At 58.0% G+C, this 19,191-nt stretch carries 14 protein-coding genes and 1 riboswitch; of the genes, 7 read left to right on the top strand and 7 right to left on the bottom strand.

What is annotated here, in order from left to right; all coding sequences use genetic code 11:
• Window positions 1-5: 5 nt before the first annotated feature.
• Window positions 6-1,208, top strand: coding sequence for an enolase C-terminal domain-like protein (locus tag ACFFT4_RS32050; RefSeq protein ID WP_378053367.1), 1,203 nt, complete (start codon window positions 6-8; stop codon window positions 1,206-1,208).
• Between the two features lie 253 nt (window positions 1,209-1,461).
• Here the strand turns inward: ACFFT4_RS32050 and ACFFT4_RS32045 are convergent, their stop codons facing one another.
• Window positions 1,462-1,965, bottom strand: coding sequence for a YwhD family protein (locus ACFFT4_RS32045; protein ID WP_378053365.1), 504 nt, complete (start codon window positions 1,963-1,965; stop codon window positions 1,462-1,464).
• 234 nt (window positions 1,966-2,199) lie between these two features.
• Here ACFFT4_RS32045 and ACFFT4_RS32040 point away from each other — a divergent pair, with 234 nt between their 5' ends.
• On the top strand, window positions 2,200-4,293 hold the full coding sequence (locus ACFFT4_RS32040; RefSeq protein WP_378053363.1) for a HelD family protein: 2,094 nt from the start codon (window positions 2,200-2,202) through the stop codon (window positions 4,291-4,293).
• Here the strand turns inward: ACFFT4_RS32040 and ACFFT4_RS32035 are convergent.
• Window positions 4,290-5,957 carry a glycoside hydrolase family 13 protein gene (locus ACFFT4_RS32035; protein ID WP_378053361.1) on the bottom strand — a complete coding sequence of 556 codons (1,668 nt, stop codon included), beginning with the start codon at window positions 5,955-5,957 and terminating at the stop codon, window positions 4,290-4,292. The two genes, ACFFT4_RS32040 and ACFFT4_RS32035, sit on opposite strands and share 4 nt — an antisense overlap.
• Before the next feature lie 268 nt (window positions 5,958-6,225).
• On the opposite strand from ACFFT4_RS32035, the gene ACFFT4_RS32030 reads away from it, so the two are divergent.
• The 3 genes from ACFFT4_RS32030 (at window position 6,226) to ACFFT4_RS32020 (ending at window position 9,881) form a co-directional block, all read left to right on the top strand.
• Entirely contained in the window at window positions 6,226-8,217 is a 1,992-nt protein-coding gene (locus ACFFT4_RS32030) for a M1 family metallopeptidase (protein ID WP_378053359.1), read from the top strand.
• Window positions 8,218-8,230: 13 nt separating this feature from the next.
• The gene (locus tag ACFFT4_RS32025; protein ID WP_378053357.1) at window positions 8,231-9,046 is read left to right on the top strand and encodes a hypothetical protein; all 816 of its coding nucleotides are present in this window, start codon (window positions 8,231-8,233) and stop codon (window positions 9,044-9,046) included.
• A 217-nt stretch (window positions 9,047-9,263) separates the two neighbouring features.
• Window positions 9,264-9,403, top strand: a riboswitch (cyclic di-AMP (ydaO/yuaA leader).
• 4 nt (window positions 9,404-9,407) lie between these two features.
• Window positions 9,408-9,881: a C40 family peptidase gene (locus ACFFT4_RS32020; RefSeq protein WP_378053355.1), complete on the top strand. Its 474-nt coding sequence runs from the start codon at window positions 9,408-9,410 to the stop codon at window positions 9,879-9,881.
• Between the two features lie 167 nt (window positions 9,882-10,048).
• On the opposite strand, the gene ACFFT4_RS32015 is transcribed toward ACFFT4_RS32020, so the two are convergent.
• Window positions 10,049-11,050 carry an Rpn/YhgA-type helix-turn-helix domain-containing protein gene (locus ACFFT4_RS32015; protein WP_378053353.1) on the bottom strand — a complete coding sequence of 334 codons (1,002 nt, stop codon included), beginning with the start codon at window positions 11,048-11,050 and terminating at the stop codon, window positions 10,049-10,051.
• Between the two features lie 334 nt (window positions 11,051-11,384).
• Here ACFFT4_RS32015 and spoIIP point away from each other — a divergent pair, with 334 nt between their 5' ends.
• Window positions 11,385-12,551, top strand: coding sequence for a stage II sporulation protein P (spoIIP, locus tag ACFFT4_RS32010; protein ID WP_378053351.1), 1,167 nt, complete (start codon window positions 11,385-11,387; stop codon window positions 12,549-12,551).
• A gap of 97 nt (window positions 12,552-12,648) precedes the next feature.
• Window positions 12,649-13,914 carry an outer membrane protein assembly factor BamB family protein gene (locus ACFFT4_RS32005; protein ID WP_378053349.1) on the top strand — a complete coding sequence of 422 codons (1,266 nt, stop codon included), beginning with the start codon at window positions 12,649-12,651 and terminating at the stop codon, window positions 13,912-13,914.
• 96 nt (window positions 13,915-14,010) lie between these two features.
• On the opposite strand, the gene ACFFT4_RS32000 is transcribed toward ACFFT4_RS32005, so the two are convergent.
• From ACFFT4_RS32000 to ACFFT4_RS31985, 4 genes are all read right to left on the bottom strand, one after another.
• A complete protein-coding gene (locus ACFFT4_RS32000; protein WP_378053347.1) occupies window positions 14,011-15,516 on the bottom strand; it encodes a sulfatase family protein in 1,506 nt (501 codons plus the stop codon).
• Window positions 15,517-15,594: 78 nt separating this feature from the next.
• Window positions 15,595-16,875 (bottom strand): glycoside hydrolase family 125 protein, encoded by a 1,281-nt coding sequence (locus tag ACFFT4_RS31995; RefSeq protein ID WP_378053345.1) that lies wholly within the window; start codon window positions 16,873-16,875, stop codon window positions 15,595-15,597.
• Window positions 16,872-18,332 carry a sulfatase family protein gene (locus tag ACFFT4_RS31990; protein ID WP_378053343.1) on the bottom strand — a complete coding sequence of 487 codons (1,461 nt, stop codon included), beginning with the start codon at window positions 18,330-18,332 and terminating at the stop codon, window positions 16,872-16,874. Before ACFFT4_RS31990 ends, ACFFT4_RS31995 begins: the two co-directional genes overlap by 4 nt.
• Window positions 18,332-19,189 (bottom strand): carbohydrate ABC transporter permease, encoded by an 858-nt coding sequence (locus ACFFT4_RS31985; protein ID WP_378053464.1) that lies wholly within the window; start codon window positions 19,187-19,189, stop codon window positions 18,332-18,334. Before ACFFT4_RS31985 ends, ACFFT4_RS31990 begins: the two co-directional genes overlap by 1 nt.
• Window positions 19,190-19,191 lie beyond the last annotated feature (2 nt).

Here is a 19,191-nt window from a genome sequence, read left to right as displayed (position 1 = left end):
TGGATATGGAGAACCTGAAGATTCGCAACATCAAGACCATTCTAACGGCACCCGAAGGCATCAATCTGGTCGTCGTAAAAGTCGAAACCACCGATCCCGAAATTTACGGCGTAGGCTGCGCCACGTTCACCCAGCGTTACCTGACGGTGCAGAATGCGATCGAACAATATATGAAGCCGCTGCTCGTCGGCAAAGACGTGAACAGCATCAACGATATTTGGCACTCCTCGATCGTCAGCGGCTACTGGCGCAACGGCCCCGTGCTGAACAACGCGCTGTCGGGCGTCGATATGGCTTTGTGGGATATCAAGGGGAAAATGGCCGGCATGCCCTTGTACGAGCTGTTCGGGGGCAAAGTTCGGGAAGGCGCGGCGGTATACCGTCATGCGGACGGCGGCAGCGTCGGCCAAGTCGAAGAGAACGTGCGCGCCTATATGGAGCAAGGCTATCGGTACATTCGCTGCCAGATGGGCACTTACGGCGGCGTAGGCCAGTCGATCGTCTCGCCGGAAGGCGCTCCCGCAGGCGCTTATTACGATCCTAAAGCTTATATGAAGAGCATCGTCGGCCTGTTCGAGCATCTGCGCGCGCAGGTCGGCTGGGACATCGAGCTGCTGCACGATATCCACGAGCGGCTGACGCCGATCGACGCCGTCAACTTCGCCAAGAAGCTGGAGCCGTTCCAGCTATTCTTCCTGGAGGACGCGCTGCCTCCGGAGCAAGTGGAATGGTTCCGCCTGATCCGCCAGCATTCCTCCATCCCTCTGGCCATGGGCGAGCTGTTCAATAACCCGAACGAATGGATGCCGCTGATCACAAATCGGCTCATCGACTATATTCGCGTCCACATCAGCCAGATCGGCGGCATTACGCCGGCCCGGAAGCTGGCGGCGCTCTGCGACTCGTTCGGCGTCAGAACGGCCTGGCACGGCCCCGGCGACACTTCGCCGGTCGGACACGCCGCCCACGTCCATCTCGACGTGAGCACGATCAACTTCGGCATTCAGGAGTGGAACGGCTTTAACGACGCGATCCGGGAAGTGTTCCCCGGCTGCCCGGAAGTCCGCAACGGGTACGTGTATCCGAACGACAAGCCGGGACTGGGCATCGACATCGACGAGAAGCTCGCCGCGAAATATCCGTGCGAGAACGTTCTGCCGACTTGGACGAACGCGCGATTGCCGGACGGATCGCCGATGACTCCTTAATTTTTTAAGACAAAGGGGCTGTCTCCGTAAGCGACCCCAGTTGCTTTGAAAGATCATCGATGAACAAGGTACAAGGCGTATGTACCTCCCTCCGCTGCTATACGCTCCTGAAATCCGAATGGGTAAACCCGTTGCAAGGTGATTTCAGAAGCGTATGAGGCAGTCTCCGGGGGAGATACATACGCCTTCTTTGTTTTATCGATTATTTCAAGCAACTCTGCTTATGGGGACAGCCCCTTGCTTCTGTCGGGAGTTATGCCAGCAGATCCTTCAGCGTCTCGGGAGAGTTGTTCCACCATTCCTCGTTGTGCTCGACGAGCAGCTTGCGGAGCGCTTCCTTCTCCGCCGGACCGATGTTGTCCAGCATGTACTTGCGCTTGATCGAGGCGTCGAGCCGGTTGACGTGTTCGGGCAGCACCTTCCAGCCCCTCCTCGCCTCCGTGTCGATCAGCATCTCGCAGGACGCGGCCCCCGCATAGTACGAGCCGCTCTCGTTGCGGTCGACGGCCACCCATACGATCCATGCCGGGCGTCCGTTCGGCACGTTGGCCTTGTCGGGGGAGAAGCGGATCCCCTTCTCGATCTTGCTCTTGGCATGCATTGCGCCCACGTCGATATACGCGACTCCCTCGTCGATAATGACGCACGCCACCTGGCTCAAGTCGATCGAGCCCGCGCCGAAGCCTCTGTGCGGCTTGTTGCTTACAACGTTAAGCGACAGCTTCTTTTTCTCCGTCGGTTGATTCGGATTATCCATGCTCAGCCTCCCGTAAATGCCGTTACATATGAAAAAACCGGGACCGAGACCCCGAAAATTCAAGTCCCGCCCGCTTCTTATGCGACGTCTATCGACGCGAACATTTGTTCCGTCTATTTTAGGTAATTCTGTACTCAACATCATAACAAAACGGAAAACATAAGTCTATTGTTTTTCTCGAAAATGCGCCACAATAGGTGAAGTCAATATGCCATGCAAGGAGGAAGCGCACTCATGGATACGCAAAGCCCGGTTTTTCGGGAGGAACAGGAACGCCTGCAGGACACGTTCCGGGAAATCGACCGGCAGAGGTCCGGCATCGGCCCGGTCTACCGGGGCCAGGATTTCACCGAGCAGCTGCTCGAAGAGAAGCGCGAGGAAAGCCGCCGCCGGCTCGACCTGCTCGGCCAAGAGCCTTATTTCGGCCGGCTCGACTTTAAGGAAGACGGGAAAGCCGGGACGCTGCCTTTGTATATCGGCAAGAGGGGCATGGACCGCCAGGATACCGGCGAGCCGTACGTTATCGATTGGAGAGCGCCGGTCGCCAGCCTCTTCTACTCGTTCACCGGGGGCGAGGCGCCGGTCTCCTACGACGCGCCGGACGGCACGATCCAGGGGGAAATCCACCGCAAGCGCAACCTGTCGATCCGCGACCGGAAGCTGGGGCGCATCGTCGACAGCTACGAGCGGGGCGGGGACAATATCGGCCTGAACGACGAATTCCTGCTCTACAAGCTCGGGGACAAGAAAGACAACAAGCTGCGGGACATCGTGTCCACGATCCAGGCCGAGCAGGACCGCATCATTCGCGCTCCGCGCCACAAGGCGCTGGTGATCCAGGGGGCGGCGGGTTCGGGAAAAACGACGGTCGCGCTGCATCGGCTCGCCTTCCTGCTCTATCAATACCAGCAGCAGATCCGCGCGGAACGGATGATTATTTTCGCGCCGAACACGATGTTCCTCGATTACATTTCCGGCGTGCTGCCCGAGCTCGGTGTCGGCGACGTCAAGCAAACGACGTTCGCGGATTGGGCGCTCGATCGGTTAAGCGGCAGCGTCAAGCTGGCCGGCGACGCCTCGGGCGACGAGCCGTGGTTCTCCCTCGAAGGCGCGCGGCCGCGAATCGACGACGAGACGCCCGGCAGATACAAGGGCTCGCTGGCCTTCAAAGCGCTGCTGGACGAGAAGCTGAAGCGTCTGGAAACGCATTTTCTCGAGCCGCTGCCGTTCGAGCCCTGGGAGGGCCGCATCCTGTCTGCCGCCCAAATCCGCGAATGGTTCGAGGTGGAATACCGTCACTACGCGCTCGCTCCTCGCCTGGAACGGCTGCAGGCCCGCATTAACCGCTGGCTGGAAATGCGGCTCGGGGAGATCGGCGATCCGAAGATCCGCAAGGAGAAGGCCAAGACCGGCAAGCAGCGGCTGAGAGCATACGCGAACAAGCTGCCGAAGGCCGACGCCCTGAGCTTCTACCAACGCTTGTTCTCCTCCGAAGACGCAGCGGGCATTCCGAAACACATCGTCCAAAGCACGAAGGCTTATCTGAAAAAGAGCGAGGTGCGGCAGGAGGACCTGCCCGCGCTCGTCTGGATTCACTACGTCTTCAACGGAGCGGAAAATCTCGCCTTCGATCACGTCGTCGTCGACGAAGCCCAGGACGTGTCCCCGCTCCAGATTGCCCTGCTGAACGCATTTATGAACGAACCCTCGTTCACTATTCTCGGCGACCTGGCGCAAGGCATACACGCCTATCGCGGCGTGCAGCGATGGGAGGAGCTGTCCGACGTGTTCGCGGAGGAATACCGCTCCTATCACGCCCTGCAGCAGAGCTACCGCTCGACGCTGGAAATCATTGAATTCGCCAACCGCATCCTGCCGCATACCGGCACGGGACTCCCCCCCGCCGTCCCCGTCTTCCGCAGCGGCGATCCGGTAGAGGTTGCCGGTCTGGACGCCGAGACGGAGCGGCTGCCGCGGATCGAACGGTTCATCCGGGACAACCGGGAGCGCGGCATGCAGACGATCGCGATCGTCTGTCGCACGGACGAAGACTGCGCCAGGCTGGCCGAGCAGCTTCGGGAAGCCGGCCTCGAAGCGAACCTGATCTCCGAGAACCAGACGCAGTACCGCGGCGGCCTTACCGTCGTCCCCGCGTATCTGTCCAAAGGCCTCGAGTTCGACGCGGTGCTCGTCGCGGATGCGGACGACCGCCGCTATGCGGCCGCGCCGCAGGACGCCAAGCTGCTCTACGTCGCCTGCACGCGTGCGCTTCACCGGCTGACCTTGATGTATCAAGGACGGCCGACCCCGCTGATTGCCGAAGCTTAACCGAGACTGTAGACCCGCGCTTCGTAGGGAGCAAGCCGGAGATCGCGCAGACCGCGGTCTCCCGACTCCCCGCTGATCAGCAGCAGCTCGGCCGCCGCGGAATCCGCGACCGAATCCGGCAGCCGGCTCTCGGCGGCTTCGGCGGACAGGTTGGCGATCACGAGCAGCCTGTCTTCCCCGAGCGTTCTCGTATAAGCGTAAATCTGGTTGTGTTCCGGCAAAATCAGATCGTAGGCGCCGTAGATCGCCGTCCGATTGTTTTTGCGCAGCGCGATCAGCTTCCGGTAATGATGATAGATCGAATCCGGCTCCGCTATCGCCTTGCGGACGTTGATTTCCTTGTAGTTCGGGTTAACCTTCAGCCAAGGCGTGCCGGTCGTAAAGCCGGCCTGGTCGAGGTCGTTCCACTGCATCGGCGTCCGGGAATTGTCGCGGCCGGTTTTCCAGATGACCCGCATGATCTCTTCGTGGGTTTTGCCGTTATCGCGCTCGGTGCGGTACAGATTTTTGCCGGCTACGTCGTTGTAGTCGTCGATCGAAGGGAATCGAACGTTCGTCATCCCGATCTCCTGGCCCTGATAGATAAACGGCGTTCCCTGCATCAGAAAATACATCGTTGCGAACGCTTTGGCCGACTGCTCCCGATAGGTCTGATCGTCCCCCCACGTCGACACCGATCTCGGCTGATCGTGATTTTCCAGGAACAGCGCGTTCCAGCCCACTCCTTCGAGCCCTTTCTGCCAGCGGGTGAGCGTCCGCTTAAGCGCCGGAATATCCGCGGAGCCGTCCGCCGTCTTCTGCCACAATCCCAGATGCTCGAACTGGAAAATCATATTAAACGCGCCCTGCCGTTCTCCGACCCACAGCTCCACGTCGTCCGCCGACACCCCGTTCGCTTCCCCGACCGTCATAATATCGTATTTGTCGAACGTCTCGCGCTTCAGCTCCTGCAAGAAAACATGGATGCCTTCGCGGTTCATATGCCCGTCGTAAGAAGGCACGTAACGCAGCTTGTCCGGATTGGGAAGGTCCGGGAAGCCCGGAGCTTTCTTAATATGAGAGATCGCGTCCACGCGGAAGCCGTCGATGCCCTTGTCCAGCCACCAGTTGATCATCGCGTACAGATCTTGACGGACCTGCGGGTTCTCCCAATTCAAATCCGGCTGCTTCGCGGAAAAGACGTGCATGTAATATTGCCCCGTAGCCTTGTCGTACTGCCACGCCGAACCGCTGAAGATGCTCTCCCAGTTGTTCGGCTCCGCTCCGTCCTTCCCGTCCGACCAAATATAATAGTCTCTCCTCGGATTGTCCCGGCTCGCACGCGATTCGATAAACCAAGGATGCTTGTCGGACGTATGGTTGATGACCAGGTCCATAATCAGCTTCATCCCGCGGGAATGAACCTCGTCCAGCAGCCGGTCGAAATCGGCCATCGTGCCGAACTCGGCCATGATGTCCTGATAATCCGAAATATCGTACCCGTTGTCATCGTTGGGAGATGGGTAGATCGGACAAATCCACAGGACGTCGACGCCCAGCTCCTTCAAATAATCCAGCTTCGAGACAATCCCGGGCAAATCCCCGATTCCGTCTCCGTTCCCGTCCATAAAGCTGCGGGGATAAATTTGATACGCCACCGCTTCCTTCCACCATTTTCCGTCCATGACGCCGGCACCTCTATCCTCATTTTTGAGCAAACGTTTGCACATTACCTTCATATTAAAATGCCTGCGAAATCTCTGTCAACTGTTCTTCCCGGAGCATGCCGCATCGTAGGGCATAAAGCCTCCGAACAATCGGTAAAACCTTTCGCCGTCTTGTGCCCATCGTTTGCGCATTACCGCCCTAGCTTGGCCCGAAAACTCCAGATATAATCCGCGGACAACCCACATATATATCTCGTAGATGCTTGTCAACGGGAGGGTTATCCGTATGCCTAAGCGCCGTTCGCTGCGAATGCTGCTATTCGTCGCCGCCGCTGCCGTACTTGTCATGTCCGTCCGATTCGGGTTTGCCGACGCTTGGGTCGATCAATACGCCCTGCCCGCGTCCTCCTTGTCCGAGCTGCCCGCCGCCGGTCCGCCCGCGGTCGCCGCCAAATCCGAACCCGGACCCGACGTTCCGCAGAAACCGCAGGCCGCCATCCTCAGCAATCGCATAACGGAATACCATATGGCCGTCTCGCTCGACGAGAAAAACGGAACGTTGCAGGGAGAGCAAATCGTGACCTGGAAAAACCCCGGGCACAAAGCCGTCTCCGATATGTATCTTCATCTATATCCCAACGCGTTCTCGCCGGGAAGCACGTTCCTTCGCGAATCCGGCGGAAAGCTCAGGGGCGACCGCATGAAGGAGGGCGGCTATGGCGGAATGGAGCTTACCGCCTTGACGACCGAAGAGGGAGAAACGCTGCTGCCCAGAGTCCATTACGTCCAGCCCGACGACGGCAACCGCAGCGATCGCACCCTGGTGACGTTCCGCCTGCCCGAACCGGTCAAGCCCGGAGAGTCCGTCACCTTGCGCATGAAGTTCACCGTCTCGCTTCCCGACGTGTTCGCGCGCATGGGCAAAGCCGACAGCTTCGTCATGGCGGGACAATGGTTTCCCAAGATTCCCGTCTACGAGACGGTCGGCATGCGCGGCCGCTCTTCGGAAGGGTGGAACCTGCACCAGTATCACGGAGACTCCGAGTTCTACTCGGACTTCGGCATCTACAGCGTGCGCATCGAGGTTCCGAAAGATTACAAGGTGGCGGCGACCGGTTTCCTTACGAAAACCCCCGCCGTGTCGGGAGAACGGAAGAGCTTCCAGTTCTATGCCGACGATGTGCACGACTTCGCCTGGTCCGCTTCCCCGGACTTCGTGTACGTGGAAGAATCGTTTTCTTCTCCCGGCATTCCCGGAGTCCGGATCAAGCTGTACCTGGACCCGCTCCACCAAAACTTGAAAGACCGCTACATGCACGCCGCCAAGTCGGCGCTCGCCAAGCTGGGGCAGTGGTACGGAGAATATCCCTATTCCACGCTCTCCGTCGTCGTCCCCCCGGCAAGCGGCAACGGCGCCGGCGGCATGGAATATCCGACGCTCGTCACCGCGGCGGCCGCCCATGACGAGAATCCCGGCTACGAGCTGGAACGGACGCTCGTGCACGAGATCGCGCATCAGTATTGGTACGGGCTCGTCGCCTCCAACGAATTCGAAGAGGCCTGGCTGGACGAAGGCTTTACGTCCTATACCGAAGACAAGCTCATGTCCAGCATCTACGGAGTTCTGCCCAATCTTCCGATCGAAGCGAGCTACATGACCCATCCCGAGCCGCTGAATCTCTCTTCCTGGAAATTCAGCTCCTCGGACGGTTACGCCGAGAACGTCTATATGCGGGGCAAGCTTGTGCTCTCCGCGCTCGAGCAGCAGGTCGGGGACAAAACGATGAGCAAAATCATGCGGACTTATTTTCAGAAGCATAAGTTTAAGCACCCTTCCTTCTCGGACTTCCAGAAAGTCGTGGAGACGGTGACCAAGGAAAAATGGTCCGACTTCTTCCGGGCCTACGTGCAGGGCGGCGAAATGGCGGACTTCTCCGTGGAGTCGATTCAATCGCGGAAGACGGATAGCGGCTACGAAACCGTCGTCCTGCTCGGACGCAACGGCGGCAGCCCCGAGCCCGTATCGGTCTGGCTGCAATTCCGGGACGGCCAATCGCTGCGCAAACAGTGGGACGGCGCCCAGCCCCGCGTCCAGCTCAAGCTGGAATCGGACTCCCCGCTGCTGTACGCGGCGATCGATCCCGGCAACCGCATCGTGCTCGACAATCGCCGATACAACAATTATCTGAAAGCGGAGGTCCCGCCCGAGCAGCGCACCCGGTATGCGACCGGCATTGCGCGATTCCTCGAGGAATTGATCGGATCTTTGGCCTGGTAAGGGAGGCAAGAACATGCGCGAACGATTAAAAATGGGATGGGACATGACCGTGAGGCATAAATATGTATTGGTTCTCCTGTTCCTGTACCGATTGCTGTGGGGATTTTTCCTGTACCGGTTCGTCGATTCGGTCGTTACGCCCGTGCTCGCGCGTTATCCGGACGAACATCCGAATTCCGACGCCCCCCGCCTGTTCCTGATCGAGGCCCAGTTTCGCCTGATGAAGACCGACCTCATCGACGATGTGCTCTGGCTTCTCGGCGGGCTGCTCCTTCTGCGGATGGTGCTGACCCCCCTCATTCACGCCGGCCTGTTCTACTCCTTCCGCCATTCCGCCGAGGAGGAAGGAACGCGGGTATTATCCGGGGTGAGGCGGGCATGGAAACCGGTCGCCCTGCTCTATTGGATGGAGAACGCGCTTATCCTGCTTCCCGCCGTATGGCTGCTGCCGCTGGCCGCGGATCGCTTCTACTCGGAGCCCTCCTTGGCGAATTGGCTGCTGGACCTGCTTCCTTATGCAGGCTCATGGCTGCTGTACGGATTCGCCGTTCATCTGGCCTGCCTGTTCATGCAGTTCGGAGCGGCCGCGCGGGAAGGCATCGTCAAAAGTCTGGGAGCGGCGTTCCGCCAAGCGCTCCCCCTGCTCGGCATCACGATCGTCTTGCTCGGCATCGGTCTGGCGGTGTCCGCCGCAGCCTGGGCAGTCTCCTTGCTCTGGTCGGGTTTTCTTGCCGTGGCGCTGCATCAAGCTTTTCACTTCGTGCGCTCCCTGCTGAAGCTGTGGACGTCCGCATCCCAGCATCAAGTATGGAGCGACGCGAAATTGTAGGCTTATCCGTCCCGACAAATCGACAATATTCTTCCCGGGACATTCCCCGGTTGCGCCTTTTAAAAGGCCGCAACCGGGGTTTGGCGTTATTATCGGCGGGATAAATCCGGGACGAAAGGAGGAGTTTTCGCACCAAATGGGCGTCCCTAGATTAAGGAATTCTAATATAGAAGATGCAGGAAATTCGTCATAATCTCCGAATATTTAAACCTAAAGAAATCATAAAATGCCGAGTTCCCGGGAAACGGGGAACGGGGGAACCATCTTTTCGGGTGAGTTGGCTTGCTTCACAGGAGCCATAGGGGAACCTTCTACCGAACCCTTAAGCTAACCTCGTAGGCATTGGAAGGAGTCGCCGGTTTTGCGTAAAGTTTCAGTCTTCTTGTTTGGCCTTGCTTTGCTCTTGGCTTTCCAGGTCGGCAGCGTGTTCGCGGATTCCAAGCTCGACAAGACGATCGAGCCGCTGATCGGAACGGATTACAAGTACGGAGGAACGACACCGAAAGGATTCGACTGCTCCGGCTTTACCGGGTACGTATTCGATCAGCTCGGCATCGACCTGCCCCGCACTTCGCGCGATCTGTACGGCTGGGAGAAGAGCAAGAAGATTTCCGACGACGAGCTGCGCGCGGGAGATCTCGTATTCTTCAATACGAGCGGCAGCGGCGTTTCTCATGTCGGAATCTACATCGGCAAGAACAAGTTCGCCCACGCCGCTTCCAAGGGCGTGACGATCACCTCGCTCGACGAAAGCTACTATGCCAAGCGCTATCTTGGAGCCCGCCGTTTCCTCAGCGACGAGACCTACGAGAAGATCGCAACGGACATCGAGTAAGAGGAAGCCGCTAAGAAATAGTCTTGTATCCACCCAGGAACAAATAGAACGAAGGCCCGCCTATAGCGGGTCTTCGTTCTATTTGTATTAATGTTCCTAAACGCCTTGATGTACATTCGTATAAAAATGATGAATTTGCCCTTCCATCGCTATACGATCGCGAAACTTCATTTTTTCGCTTCCAGACTCGTCACTTCCTCGGGAGTCAGCTCCGTCGCTTCAACGATCGTGTCCATGTCGACGCCCAGCTTCAGCAAATTGCGTGCGACCTTGAGCTGACCTTTTTTTACGCCCTCCTTTACCCCTTCCTTCTTGCCTTCCTCCCTGCCTTTTTTCAGCGCTTCAGGGATAAACGTTTTGATCATGCGGCTTACCTCCTCTTCCGTTTGCTTATATTCGCCGTAATGTCGGTATAGGTAGTTTAGAATGCTGCCCAGCACCTGCAAGATCCGATCCATGTCTCCGGTCGGCAGCAATCGCTGCCGGTGCAGGTCCCGGATGACGGCCAGAGTCTCCTCAATCTTCGTCTTCAAGCGCGCGAACTCCCGCGCGAATAACCGACGCTTCTCGTCGTCCGGACGCGTGCTGGCGGCAATGAGCCGCATGTTCTTGCGCGAGCCGAACACCTGCAGCGGCAGCAGAGCGAACAGACGCCGCTCCTGCAGGTCCCGGGGCGACAGCGTCCAGTAACGCAGCACCGGTACCGTGTAGACCGTCTCCGTTCCATCCGGCAGCCGCATTCGGAAGGCGAGCTCTTCGCCGATCGCTTCGTTTTCCTCCAGGAAAATGACGATTTGCCTGGGAAAGGCGAGCAGCGGCAGGCCGTTGTCTTCGCTCCCCGCGGCCAGCTCCAGCGCCTTCTCGAAGCCGTAGCGAAACATGCGTATCACCATTGACTGATCGTTAAGCGTCTGAAACTCGACATGATAATGAAACAGGCCGCGGCGCGTATCCAGCGTCAGGAACAGATCGCCGACGATCCGTTCGTACGAGTCCATGATAAACTCGGCATTGCCGTAATGGATCGATTTTACGTCCTCCGTCGCAAACTGCTCTTCGAACAAACCGTTGATCAGTTGCACCATCAGCCGCTTCGATAACCGGAACAGCACGCGCATCATTTGATCGAGCTTCAGCTTTTCCTTCTTCCGCCGATCCGATACCTTCATTATACACCACATCCTCCCTTCGGCGACCTTCGCAAACGCAAAAAAGCACACTCCGAGCGCCTTCACAGGCGCTTACCGGAGTGTGCTTCACTCGCCGTTTTATTCATTTTGACTCATTATACCAAACGTACGTTCTGATGGGAAGCATCAATAGGAGACCTGCGCACCGTTATTCCTCTGCCCCTGCGTTTCCGGACCGCCAACCGTCTGCCTCGCCGTTATCTGACGCCATCCGCGAACTCCCGCGTGATATTTTTCCGACAAATAGCAGGCTTTTACTTCCATCCTGTCGAAAAAAGTAGGAACGAAATACCGAACAAGGAGAGAGGATGCTTTGCTTTTTCGTAAAATCGCAACCCGCGCAGCCGTAGTCGTCCTGCTTCTATTCGTCGCTTTCGTTCCCGCTTACGAAGCTCTCCGGGGCGATCAATCTATCGCGGCGGCCAAAGAGAATTCATCCGCCGCATCGGGAAACGTCGTCAAAATCGTGGATGTTACCAACCTCCGCAGCGGACCGGGCCTCGATTACGACATCGTAGGCAAAGCCGTGCCGGGAGTCACGATGCCGATCGTCAAGACGGAGGGAGACTGGTACGTCGTGCCGCTGCCGAGCGGAGATCAAGCCTACGTCGCCAGTTGGGTGGTCGAGACCGAGACGCCTCTTCGCTACGTCGTGTTCACGGACAGGACCAATTTACGCAGCGGCCCCGGACTGGATCATGCCGTCATAGGCAAAGCCGTGTCGGGGGACACTTTGCCGATCGCCGGAGTCGAAGGCGACTGGTACCGCGTTACGCTGTCGGGCGGCAAACAGGCCTATGTGGCCAATTGGGTGGTCCGGACGAATCTCGACGAACGCGAAGCGCCGAAGGTCTACATCTATCACACTCATAACCGGGAATCCTGGAAAAACGTCGCGCGCAGCGTCCAAGGCTCGTCCGTCGACGATCCGAAAACCAACATCACGCTGGTAGGCAAGCATTTGGGAGAGAAGCTGAACAAGGCGGGGATTCGTTCCTTGGTAGAAACCGCGGATTTTGCCGAAAGGCTGAATGCCAAGAAGCTGGCGTTCTCCCAATCCTACGCGGAATCCAAGAAAGCCGTCGTCCAAGCGATGAACGCCAACCCTTCGCTGTCCTATTTCTTCGATATTCATAGAGACGCGGATGTTCCGCGCAAAAATACGACCGTTACGATCAAGGGCAAAAGCTACGCGCGCATCTTGTTCGTTATCGGAACCGCCCATGCGAACCACGCCGCCAACCAAAAGCTGGCCGAAGAGCTGAACAAGCGGTTGAACAAGAAATATCCGGGCCTGTCCCGCGGAGTGATCTCCAAGAGCGCCCACCAAGGCAACGGGGAATATAACCAGTCGCTGTCCCCCGGCAGCCTGCTGCTCGAAATCGGGGGCGCCAATAACACGCTGGAAGAGAGCCGGCTGGCGGCGGAGGCGTTTGCCGATGTTTTCTCGGATTATTTTAGATCTCTTAAAGTAAAATAACCCCTGCTATGTACCCCCTATTGTAGTAAAATGGTGGAAGGTGTCACATTATACCTTTCATCATTTTCTATTTATAAAGAGGACAAGGGGATATCGGATGCGAAAAAAATGGTTCGGGTTTGCCGTAAGTCTATTACTTCTGTTCAGCTTCGTCGGCGTACATAACCTGTCTGCAGCAGCCGTGAAACCGAAGCTGCTTCCTTCTAACGATTACTTGCAGCTTCCTTATGTCAACGACAACGGGAAGAAAATCCAACTTCGCGGCTACCAGAATTTCGAGGTCGATTGGAGCGACGCCGCGAGTAATGCGTGGCAAGCGAAGCTGGACGGAGACCGGTTGCTGCTTCTCGACGGCGCTTTTACGAAAGCCGTCTCCGGATCGAATGGCCGCGAACTATGGAAGCATGATTACAAAGCTTCAAATGCACTCTTCCTGAAAGATTGGGGGCTGTCGGCACAAGGAACTCTTTTCACCATCCGTCAGGGCGTTTTGGATAAAACTGTCGATCCCAGAATCGATCTGATCGATCGCAGCGGCAAGGTGAAATCCACCTACACTCTCCCGTACGATCGGTTTATATTCCCGGAATTCACCACCTCTTCTGCAATGGACTCGCGGGACAACCTGATCACGGTAACCAGCGGAAACCTGATTTCCCTGTCTCCGCAGGGCGAGCTGAACTGGGCCGTCCCGGACATAGGGGAGTGGACCGCCACAATTACTCAGATAGCGGATTATTCGTTTACCTGGTATAAAACCAGTCTCACGGAACTGATCGTAGACTCCCGGGATAACGTGCTCGCGCTGACCGATTCGGATTACGCTTATTACTTGAGCCGGAACGGGGAATTACTCTGGCAGAAGCAGCTCGACCGCAGCTCGAAGGATTGGAGCGCTTCCGGATTTATTCCGGCAACCGACCAATGGGTTCGCGCATACGGCAACCCAAGCCCGCGTGTCGAAATTTTGGATCTGAAGAGCGGAAAGCTGACCAAAGTGAACAAACCGACAACCGCCCAGCTTGATTTGGTGTTGACGAAAGCCGGCAAAGGAAAATATTATGTAGAGGCCAAACGCGGCATTGTCCAGATCGACGCCTCAGGCAAAACATTATGGGAATATCCGCTGCGGCTGAACGGCTACTACACCGTAGGAGCCATGCTGAGCGACAGCAAAGGAAACGTATATATCAAGGATAATGGAGGCAGCGTATTCTCTCTTGATCCTGCGGGGAACGAACGGTTCGTTCTCATCGTCAAAAACAAAAATTCAATAAGCGATATTTTGGTGGATGGAAAAGGAACGCTTTATCTGATAGACACCGACTTTGGAACTTTGGCGATTAAGCCGAAGCAGAAATAAAACGAAAGAAGGTCGCGAGCAACGGCAACCGCCGTGCTCGCGACTTTTTTTGCACTCACCGATATGCAGCTCAGCCTGCGTATCCGCTGCTGCGATCTACACCGGACGAAGACGTCTGAACTGCTTCAGCAGTCCGTCCTCATGCTTGGTCATCCAGGCCACGAGAGCCTGCCGCATGTCGTCCGCAGCCGCAGCGTATTCGCCGTCGTCGATAACATTGCGCAGCTCGTGCGGATCGCGATCGAGATCGTACAGCTCGTCCGTATCTCCGCAGTTGAACACATACTTGAAGCCGCCCTTGCGGATCATCCGCTGCGTGTACATGACGCTCTCCAGGCCTGCGCCCTCCGTCACGATGCAGTCCGGCCAATCCTCGATCGTTTTGTTCTCCAGCATCGGCGCGAACGATCTGCCGTCGCTGCCCTGCTCCGGCTCTCCCGCTCCCGCCAGATCCAGAATCGTCGCGTGAATATCGCATGTTCCGACCATACTCGCTTCCCGGCCCGGTCGGCCCGTTCCTGCCGCAGGCTTGACCAGCAGCGGAATGCGGCACGTTTCTTCATACATGTAAAAAGACTTGTCGCACAGCCCGCCGTGAATGCCCAGCGACTCGCCGTGGTCGGCGGTGAACAGGATAATCGTATTGTCGTACAGCCCGTTTTGCTTCAAGTAGTCGAGCAAGCGGCCGATCTGCTCGTCAATGCTGCTCATGAACGCGTAATAATGGCGAATGTGCGGAACGAAGTCCTCCCATACTTTGCTGCCCTGCTTGATGCGATGAATGGAAGGCTTGCCGGTCCCGTCGTCGTCAAAATTCGGCCACGGCGGAATCTCGACGTCCCGGTACATGTCGAGATGCTTCGTCGGCGCGATGTACGGCTCGTGCGGACCCCAGAAATTCAAGGAGAAGAAAAACGGCTTCTCCCGTTCGCGAAAACGGTCGATGTGCTCGATGGCGCGGTCGACCAAGTAATATTCGACCGTTCCTTCGACCGGCGTCGTCAGTTCGGCCGAGAAGTGCCCTTCGAAATGGCCGGACACCTTGTTGATCAGGTTCCATTCCAGCCCTCTCTCCCGCAAATACTCCTTAAACGCAGCATAATGCATGCCGCCAAGACCGTGCCCTCCAAAGTCGTCTCCCTCATAGCCGACATCGGTCGGCAGCGAGCGCATCCCTGCCGTCAACTCGGGAAAACGAACATAGGCGAGATTACCGTTCGCATACCGCTCCTCCGGTCCCGACGTTCCCAAGTGCCATTTCCCCGTATAGCCGAGGCTGTAGTCCGTTTCCTCCAAGCGGCGGCTCAGCAGCCGCGGCGTATCCGGAAGCTCCTGCACCATGCTTCCCATGCCGTATCCGTTCGTCTGCATGCCGTGCTTAAACGGGTACAAGCCGGTTTGAATCGAGGCGCGCGCGGGCGTGCATACCGGACAGCTGGTGTATGCGTTGTCGAACACGACGCTTTCCTCCGCCAACTGGTCCAAGCGGGGCGTCCGGCAGATGCTCCCTCCATACGCAGCCAACGTATCCGTCCTCTGCTGATCGGTCTGGATGAATAAAATGTTGGGACGGCGCGAAGCCGCCTTGTTTTCCTCCGCCATTATCGCATTCTCCTTTCGGCGCAATCTGTGATCTGAATCCATGGACGTTTCCCGGCGAATGACAGACGGCTAGGCCGATTATAATCGTCCCTCAGACATCAGCCTATGGACCGCTTCGGCGAACAGGCTGTTCGACCAGGCAAACCACGGCCGCGTAAATCGGGCGGGGTCGTCCGCGTCGAAGCCTTCGTGCATAAAGCCGGTTCCGGCATCCGTCGACAGCAGCGTTTCCAGCAGCTTCTCCCGCTCGGAGTCGTTGTCGGCCGTCATCAATTGCATGCTCAGCGCGATAGGCCAGATATAGCGATGAGGCGTATGCGGACTGCCGATGCCCTGCGCCGCTTGGCCGCGATAGAAATACGGGTTGGCCTCGCTAAGAATAAAACGACGGGTGTTGCGGTAGGTTTCGTCGTCCGCCGGCTTGTATCCGAGATACGGAATCGACAGCAGACTCGGCACATTGGCGTCGTCCATCAGATTGTAGTTGCCGAAGCCGTCGGTTTCGTAGGCGTAGATGCGGCCGAACTGCGGGTGAATCGTCGTGCCGTACGTTTCGATCCCGTACTCGATCTCTTCCTTAAGCTTCAAGGCTTGTTCGGCCAGCTCCTCATCGCGGCATACCTCGGCCGCGATTTCCGCGACGCCGCCCAGCGCGACCGCCGCGAACATATTCGCAGGGATCAAATAACCGAACTTGCAGGCGTCGTCGCTCGGCCGGAATCCGGACCAGGTCATGCCGGTGTAATTGACCGGCATGCCCATCCGTCCGTTGCGCAGGGTGTCCGATTTCGGCCCCGTGTGACGCGCGAAGCGATAAGGCGACTGCTCGAAATGCCGCTGCTCCGTCGTCCAGAGCGCGATAATCCGCCGCGCCGTCTCCCGGAACGTATCGTCGAATACGGCCGTTCTCCCGGTCTCCTTCCAGTAAAGATGAGCCAGATGAAGCGGATAGCAGAGCGAGTCGACCTCGTATTTGCGCTCCCATATCCACGGGTTCAGCTCGGTCTCGTCCCAATCGAGCCGGTTGTCGTTGGCCGCCTCGTTAAACGCGTTGGCATACGGATCGATGCCGATAAAATGAAACTGACGGCGGAGCAGCCCCTCGATCAGCTGCTGCAGCTGCGGGTCCCCGCCCGCAAGCGGCAAGTAGTGTCGCACCTGCGCGCTCGAATCGCGCAGCCACATGGCGGGAATGTCGCCGGTAAACACGAACGTGGTGCCGTCCTCCAGCACCTTGGTCGTCGTCTCCAGCGTATTGACGAAGCAGGCTTTGAACATCGCCAGCAGCTTCGGGCGATCCGCCAGCCGGGCGTCGGCCTCGGCCAACAGCCGAACGACGGAATCGGGCATTGCTGTCATACAGAGTCACCTCCGGGAATAGTCGGGCCAAGAATAGGAACATGGCGCAAAATATCGTCGTGACGGTCCATCCAATCCCGCAGCAGCCGCGCCATTCGCTCCATCTCATGGCGATTGGCCGGATCTCCGCTTACGTCGCGGGTTTCCCACGGGTCGGCCTCCATGTCGAACAACTGAACGCGGTCGGCACCCGCTTCGCTTGCCAGACTGCGATAATAGCGTATCAGCTTCCATCGGCGATCCTTCGCCATCCGCTGCAGGTCTTGATAGGCCGTACATACGTATGTTCTCGGCTGGAACGGCTCAGCCGCGCTTTCACTTTCGCTTGCACTTGTACTCGCACGCTCACCTGCGTCCGAACTTGCAGCCCTCTCGCCGCGCAGCAGATCGGCAAAGCTGACGCCGTCGGCATCCGGCTGCTCCGGCAGACCGGCAAGCTCGGCCACAGTCGGCGCAATGTCGATGTTGCTGAGCAGCCCCGGCGGCTTCGCGCCCGCTTCGACGCCCGGCCCGCGCAGCAGCAGCGGAATCCGCACACTGTGATCGTACACGTTCTGCTTGCCCATCAGGCCGTGCTGCCCGACGGACAAGCCGTGATCGGCCGTGTAGACGAGCAAGGTGTCGTCGTACAGCCCTTTCGCTTTTAAGCAGTCGACGATGCGTCCCACCTGAGCGTCCAAATGAGCGATCATCGCATAGTAGTCGGCCATATGCCGCCTGATTTCCTCTTCGCGGCGCGGAACGGAAGCCAGCCGCTCGTCTCTCACGCCCAGGTCTCCGTTATCGAACGGATGCTCCGCGGCGAAGTTCGGCGGCAGCGGCAGCTCCTCCGGCCGGAACATCGAAGCGTACGGCTCGGGAGCGGTGCGAGGATCGTGCGGCGCAGTGAAGGCGACATATAAGAAAAACGGCTGTTCGCCGTCCTGACGCCGCAGATAATCGATCGCCGCATCGGCGAAAACCTCGGACGAGTGCCGCGTTTCCACGTACTCGCGCTCCTTGCCGTACCGGCCCTCCGGGTCGAACGATTGCACCGGGACATGCCAATGATCGCTCATGCCATAGAAGAATAGCTTGTCCCCGCCCGCGAAACTGCGGGCGAAGCTTGCCTTGTCGTTGTGCCACTTGCCGACCGCATAGGTTTGATACCCGGCGCCGCGCAGACGCTCGGGCAGCAATGGCACCTCCGGGCGAATATCGGTGGAGTGCGTCCACTCCGCCGGATCGCAGCCGATCATCGAGCGGAAGATCGAGCGTCCCGTCATGATGCAGGCGCGGCTTGGAGCGCATACCGCGCCCGTCAAGCCGCCGAAAATGTGAGCGCCCTGCATCGCCGCCCCATCGGCAGCCAATTCATCCAACACCGGCGTACGCACAACCGAGTTGCCCGACGACCCCAACGCTTCATGCCGATGATCGTCGGCGATCAGAAAAACAATCGAAGGCCGCTTGCTCATCAGCCCTTCACCGATCCCAACAGCATCCCTTGATTAAAGTGCTTCTGGAAAAACGGATAAATGATCAGCAGCGGCAGCGCCGTCGCCACGACCGTCGCCATCTTGACCGGCGGGCCGAATTCGAAGCCTTCGATCTCCAGCGTCATCGAGGAATCCGCCGCTTCGATCAGCATCTGCCGCAGGAACACCTGCAGCGGCCATTTCGCCGAGTCGTTCAGATAGAGCAAGGCGTTGAAGTACGTGTTCCAATTTTGCACCAGGTAGAACAGCGTGAACGTCGCGATGGCCGGCATCGACAGCGGAAGCACGATTTTACGGAACAGATACAGCTCTCCGCAGCCGTCGATGCGCGACGCCTCCTCCAGCTCCGAGGGGAAGCTCTGGAAGAAGCCCCTCATGACGATCAAGTTAAACGGAGCGATCGCGGCCGTCAGCCAGATCGACCAGTAGCTGTCCAGCAGGCCGAACTGGTTCACCACGAGATAGGTCGGAATAATGCCGCCGTTGAACAGCATCGTGAACAGCACGAGCATGTTCATCGTCTTGCGTCCGACGACCCACGGCTTCGACAAGCCGTAAGCCATCATGCTGGTCAGCGCGATGTTGACAAGCGTTCCGATCAGCGTAATCCACAGGGAGTTGCGGAAGGACAGCAGGAAGTTGCGCTCCCGGAACAAGTATTGATAAGCGTCCAGCGACCACGTTTTCGGAACAAGGAAGAAGCCGCGGGACAGCACCTCCGCTTTGGTCGCGAACGAGACGATGACGACGTATAGGAACGGCAGGGCGACGACAAGCGTAGCCACGATAAGCACCGCATACACGACCGCCACGAACGTGCGGTCCGATCCTGACATTC

The organism is Cohnella cellulosilytica, from assembly GCF_042431195.1.
Lineage (GTDB): Bacteria > Bacillota > Bacilli > Paenibacillales > Paenibacillaceae > Cohnella > Cohnella cellulosilytica.
The sequence above is the reverse complement of the archived record's forward strand: the minus strand, read 5'-3'. Positions and strand labels throughout refer to the sequence as shown.

Bases quoted from the DNA above. Each gene is read 5' to 3' on its own strand.
- ACFFT4_RS32025 (WP_378053357.1), top strand. From the start codon at position 8,231: ATGCGCGAACGATTAAAAATGGGATGGGACATGACCGTGAGGCATAAA.
- ACFFT4_RS32005 (WP_378053349.1), top strand. From the start codon at position 12,649: ATGCGAAAAAAATGGTTCGGGTTTGCCGTAAGTCTATTACTTCTGTTC.
- ACFFT4_RS32000 (WP_378053347.1), bottom strand. From the start codon at position 15,516: ATGGCGGAGGAAAACAAGGCGGCTTCGCGCCGTCCCAACATTTTATTC.
- ACFFT4_RS32045 (WP_378053365.1), bottom strand. From the start codon at position 1,965: ATGGATAATCCGAATCAACCGACGGAGAAAAAGAAGCTGTCGCTTAAC.
- ACFFT4_RS31985 (WP_378053464.1), bottom strand. From the start codon at position 19,189: ATGTCAGGATCGGACCGCACGTTCGTGGCGGTCGTGTATGCGGTGCTT.
- ACFFT4_RS32030 (WP_378053359.1), top strand. From the start codon at position 6,226: ATGCCTAAGCGCCGTTCGCTGCGAATGCTGCTATTCGTCGCCGCCGCT.
- ACFFT4_RS32015 (WP_378053353.1), bottom strand. From the start codon at position 11,050: ATGAAGGTATCGGATCGGCGGAAGAAGGAAAAGCTGAAGCTCGATCAA.
- ACFFT4_RS32035 (WP_378053361.1), bottom strand. From the start codon at position 5,957: ATGGACGGAAAATGGTGGAAGGAAGCGGTGGCGTATCAAATTTATCCC.
- ACFFT4_RS31990 (WP_378053343.1), bottom strand. From the start codon at position 18,332: ATGAGCAAGCGGCCTTCGATTGTTTTTCTGATCGCCGACGATCATCGG.
- ACFFT4_RS32050 (WP_378053367.1), top strand. From the start codon at position 6: ATGGAGAACCTGAAGATTCGCAACATCAAGACCATTCTAACGGCACCC.
- ACFFT4_RS32040 (WP_378053363.1), top strand. From the start codon at position 2,200: ATGGATACGCAAAGCCCGGTTTTTCGGGAGGAACAGGAACGCCTGCAG.
- ACFFT4_RS31995 (WP_378053345.1), bottom strand. From the start codon at position 16,875: ATGACAGCAATGCCCGATTCCGTCGTTCGGCTGTTGGCCGAGGCCGAC.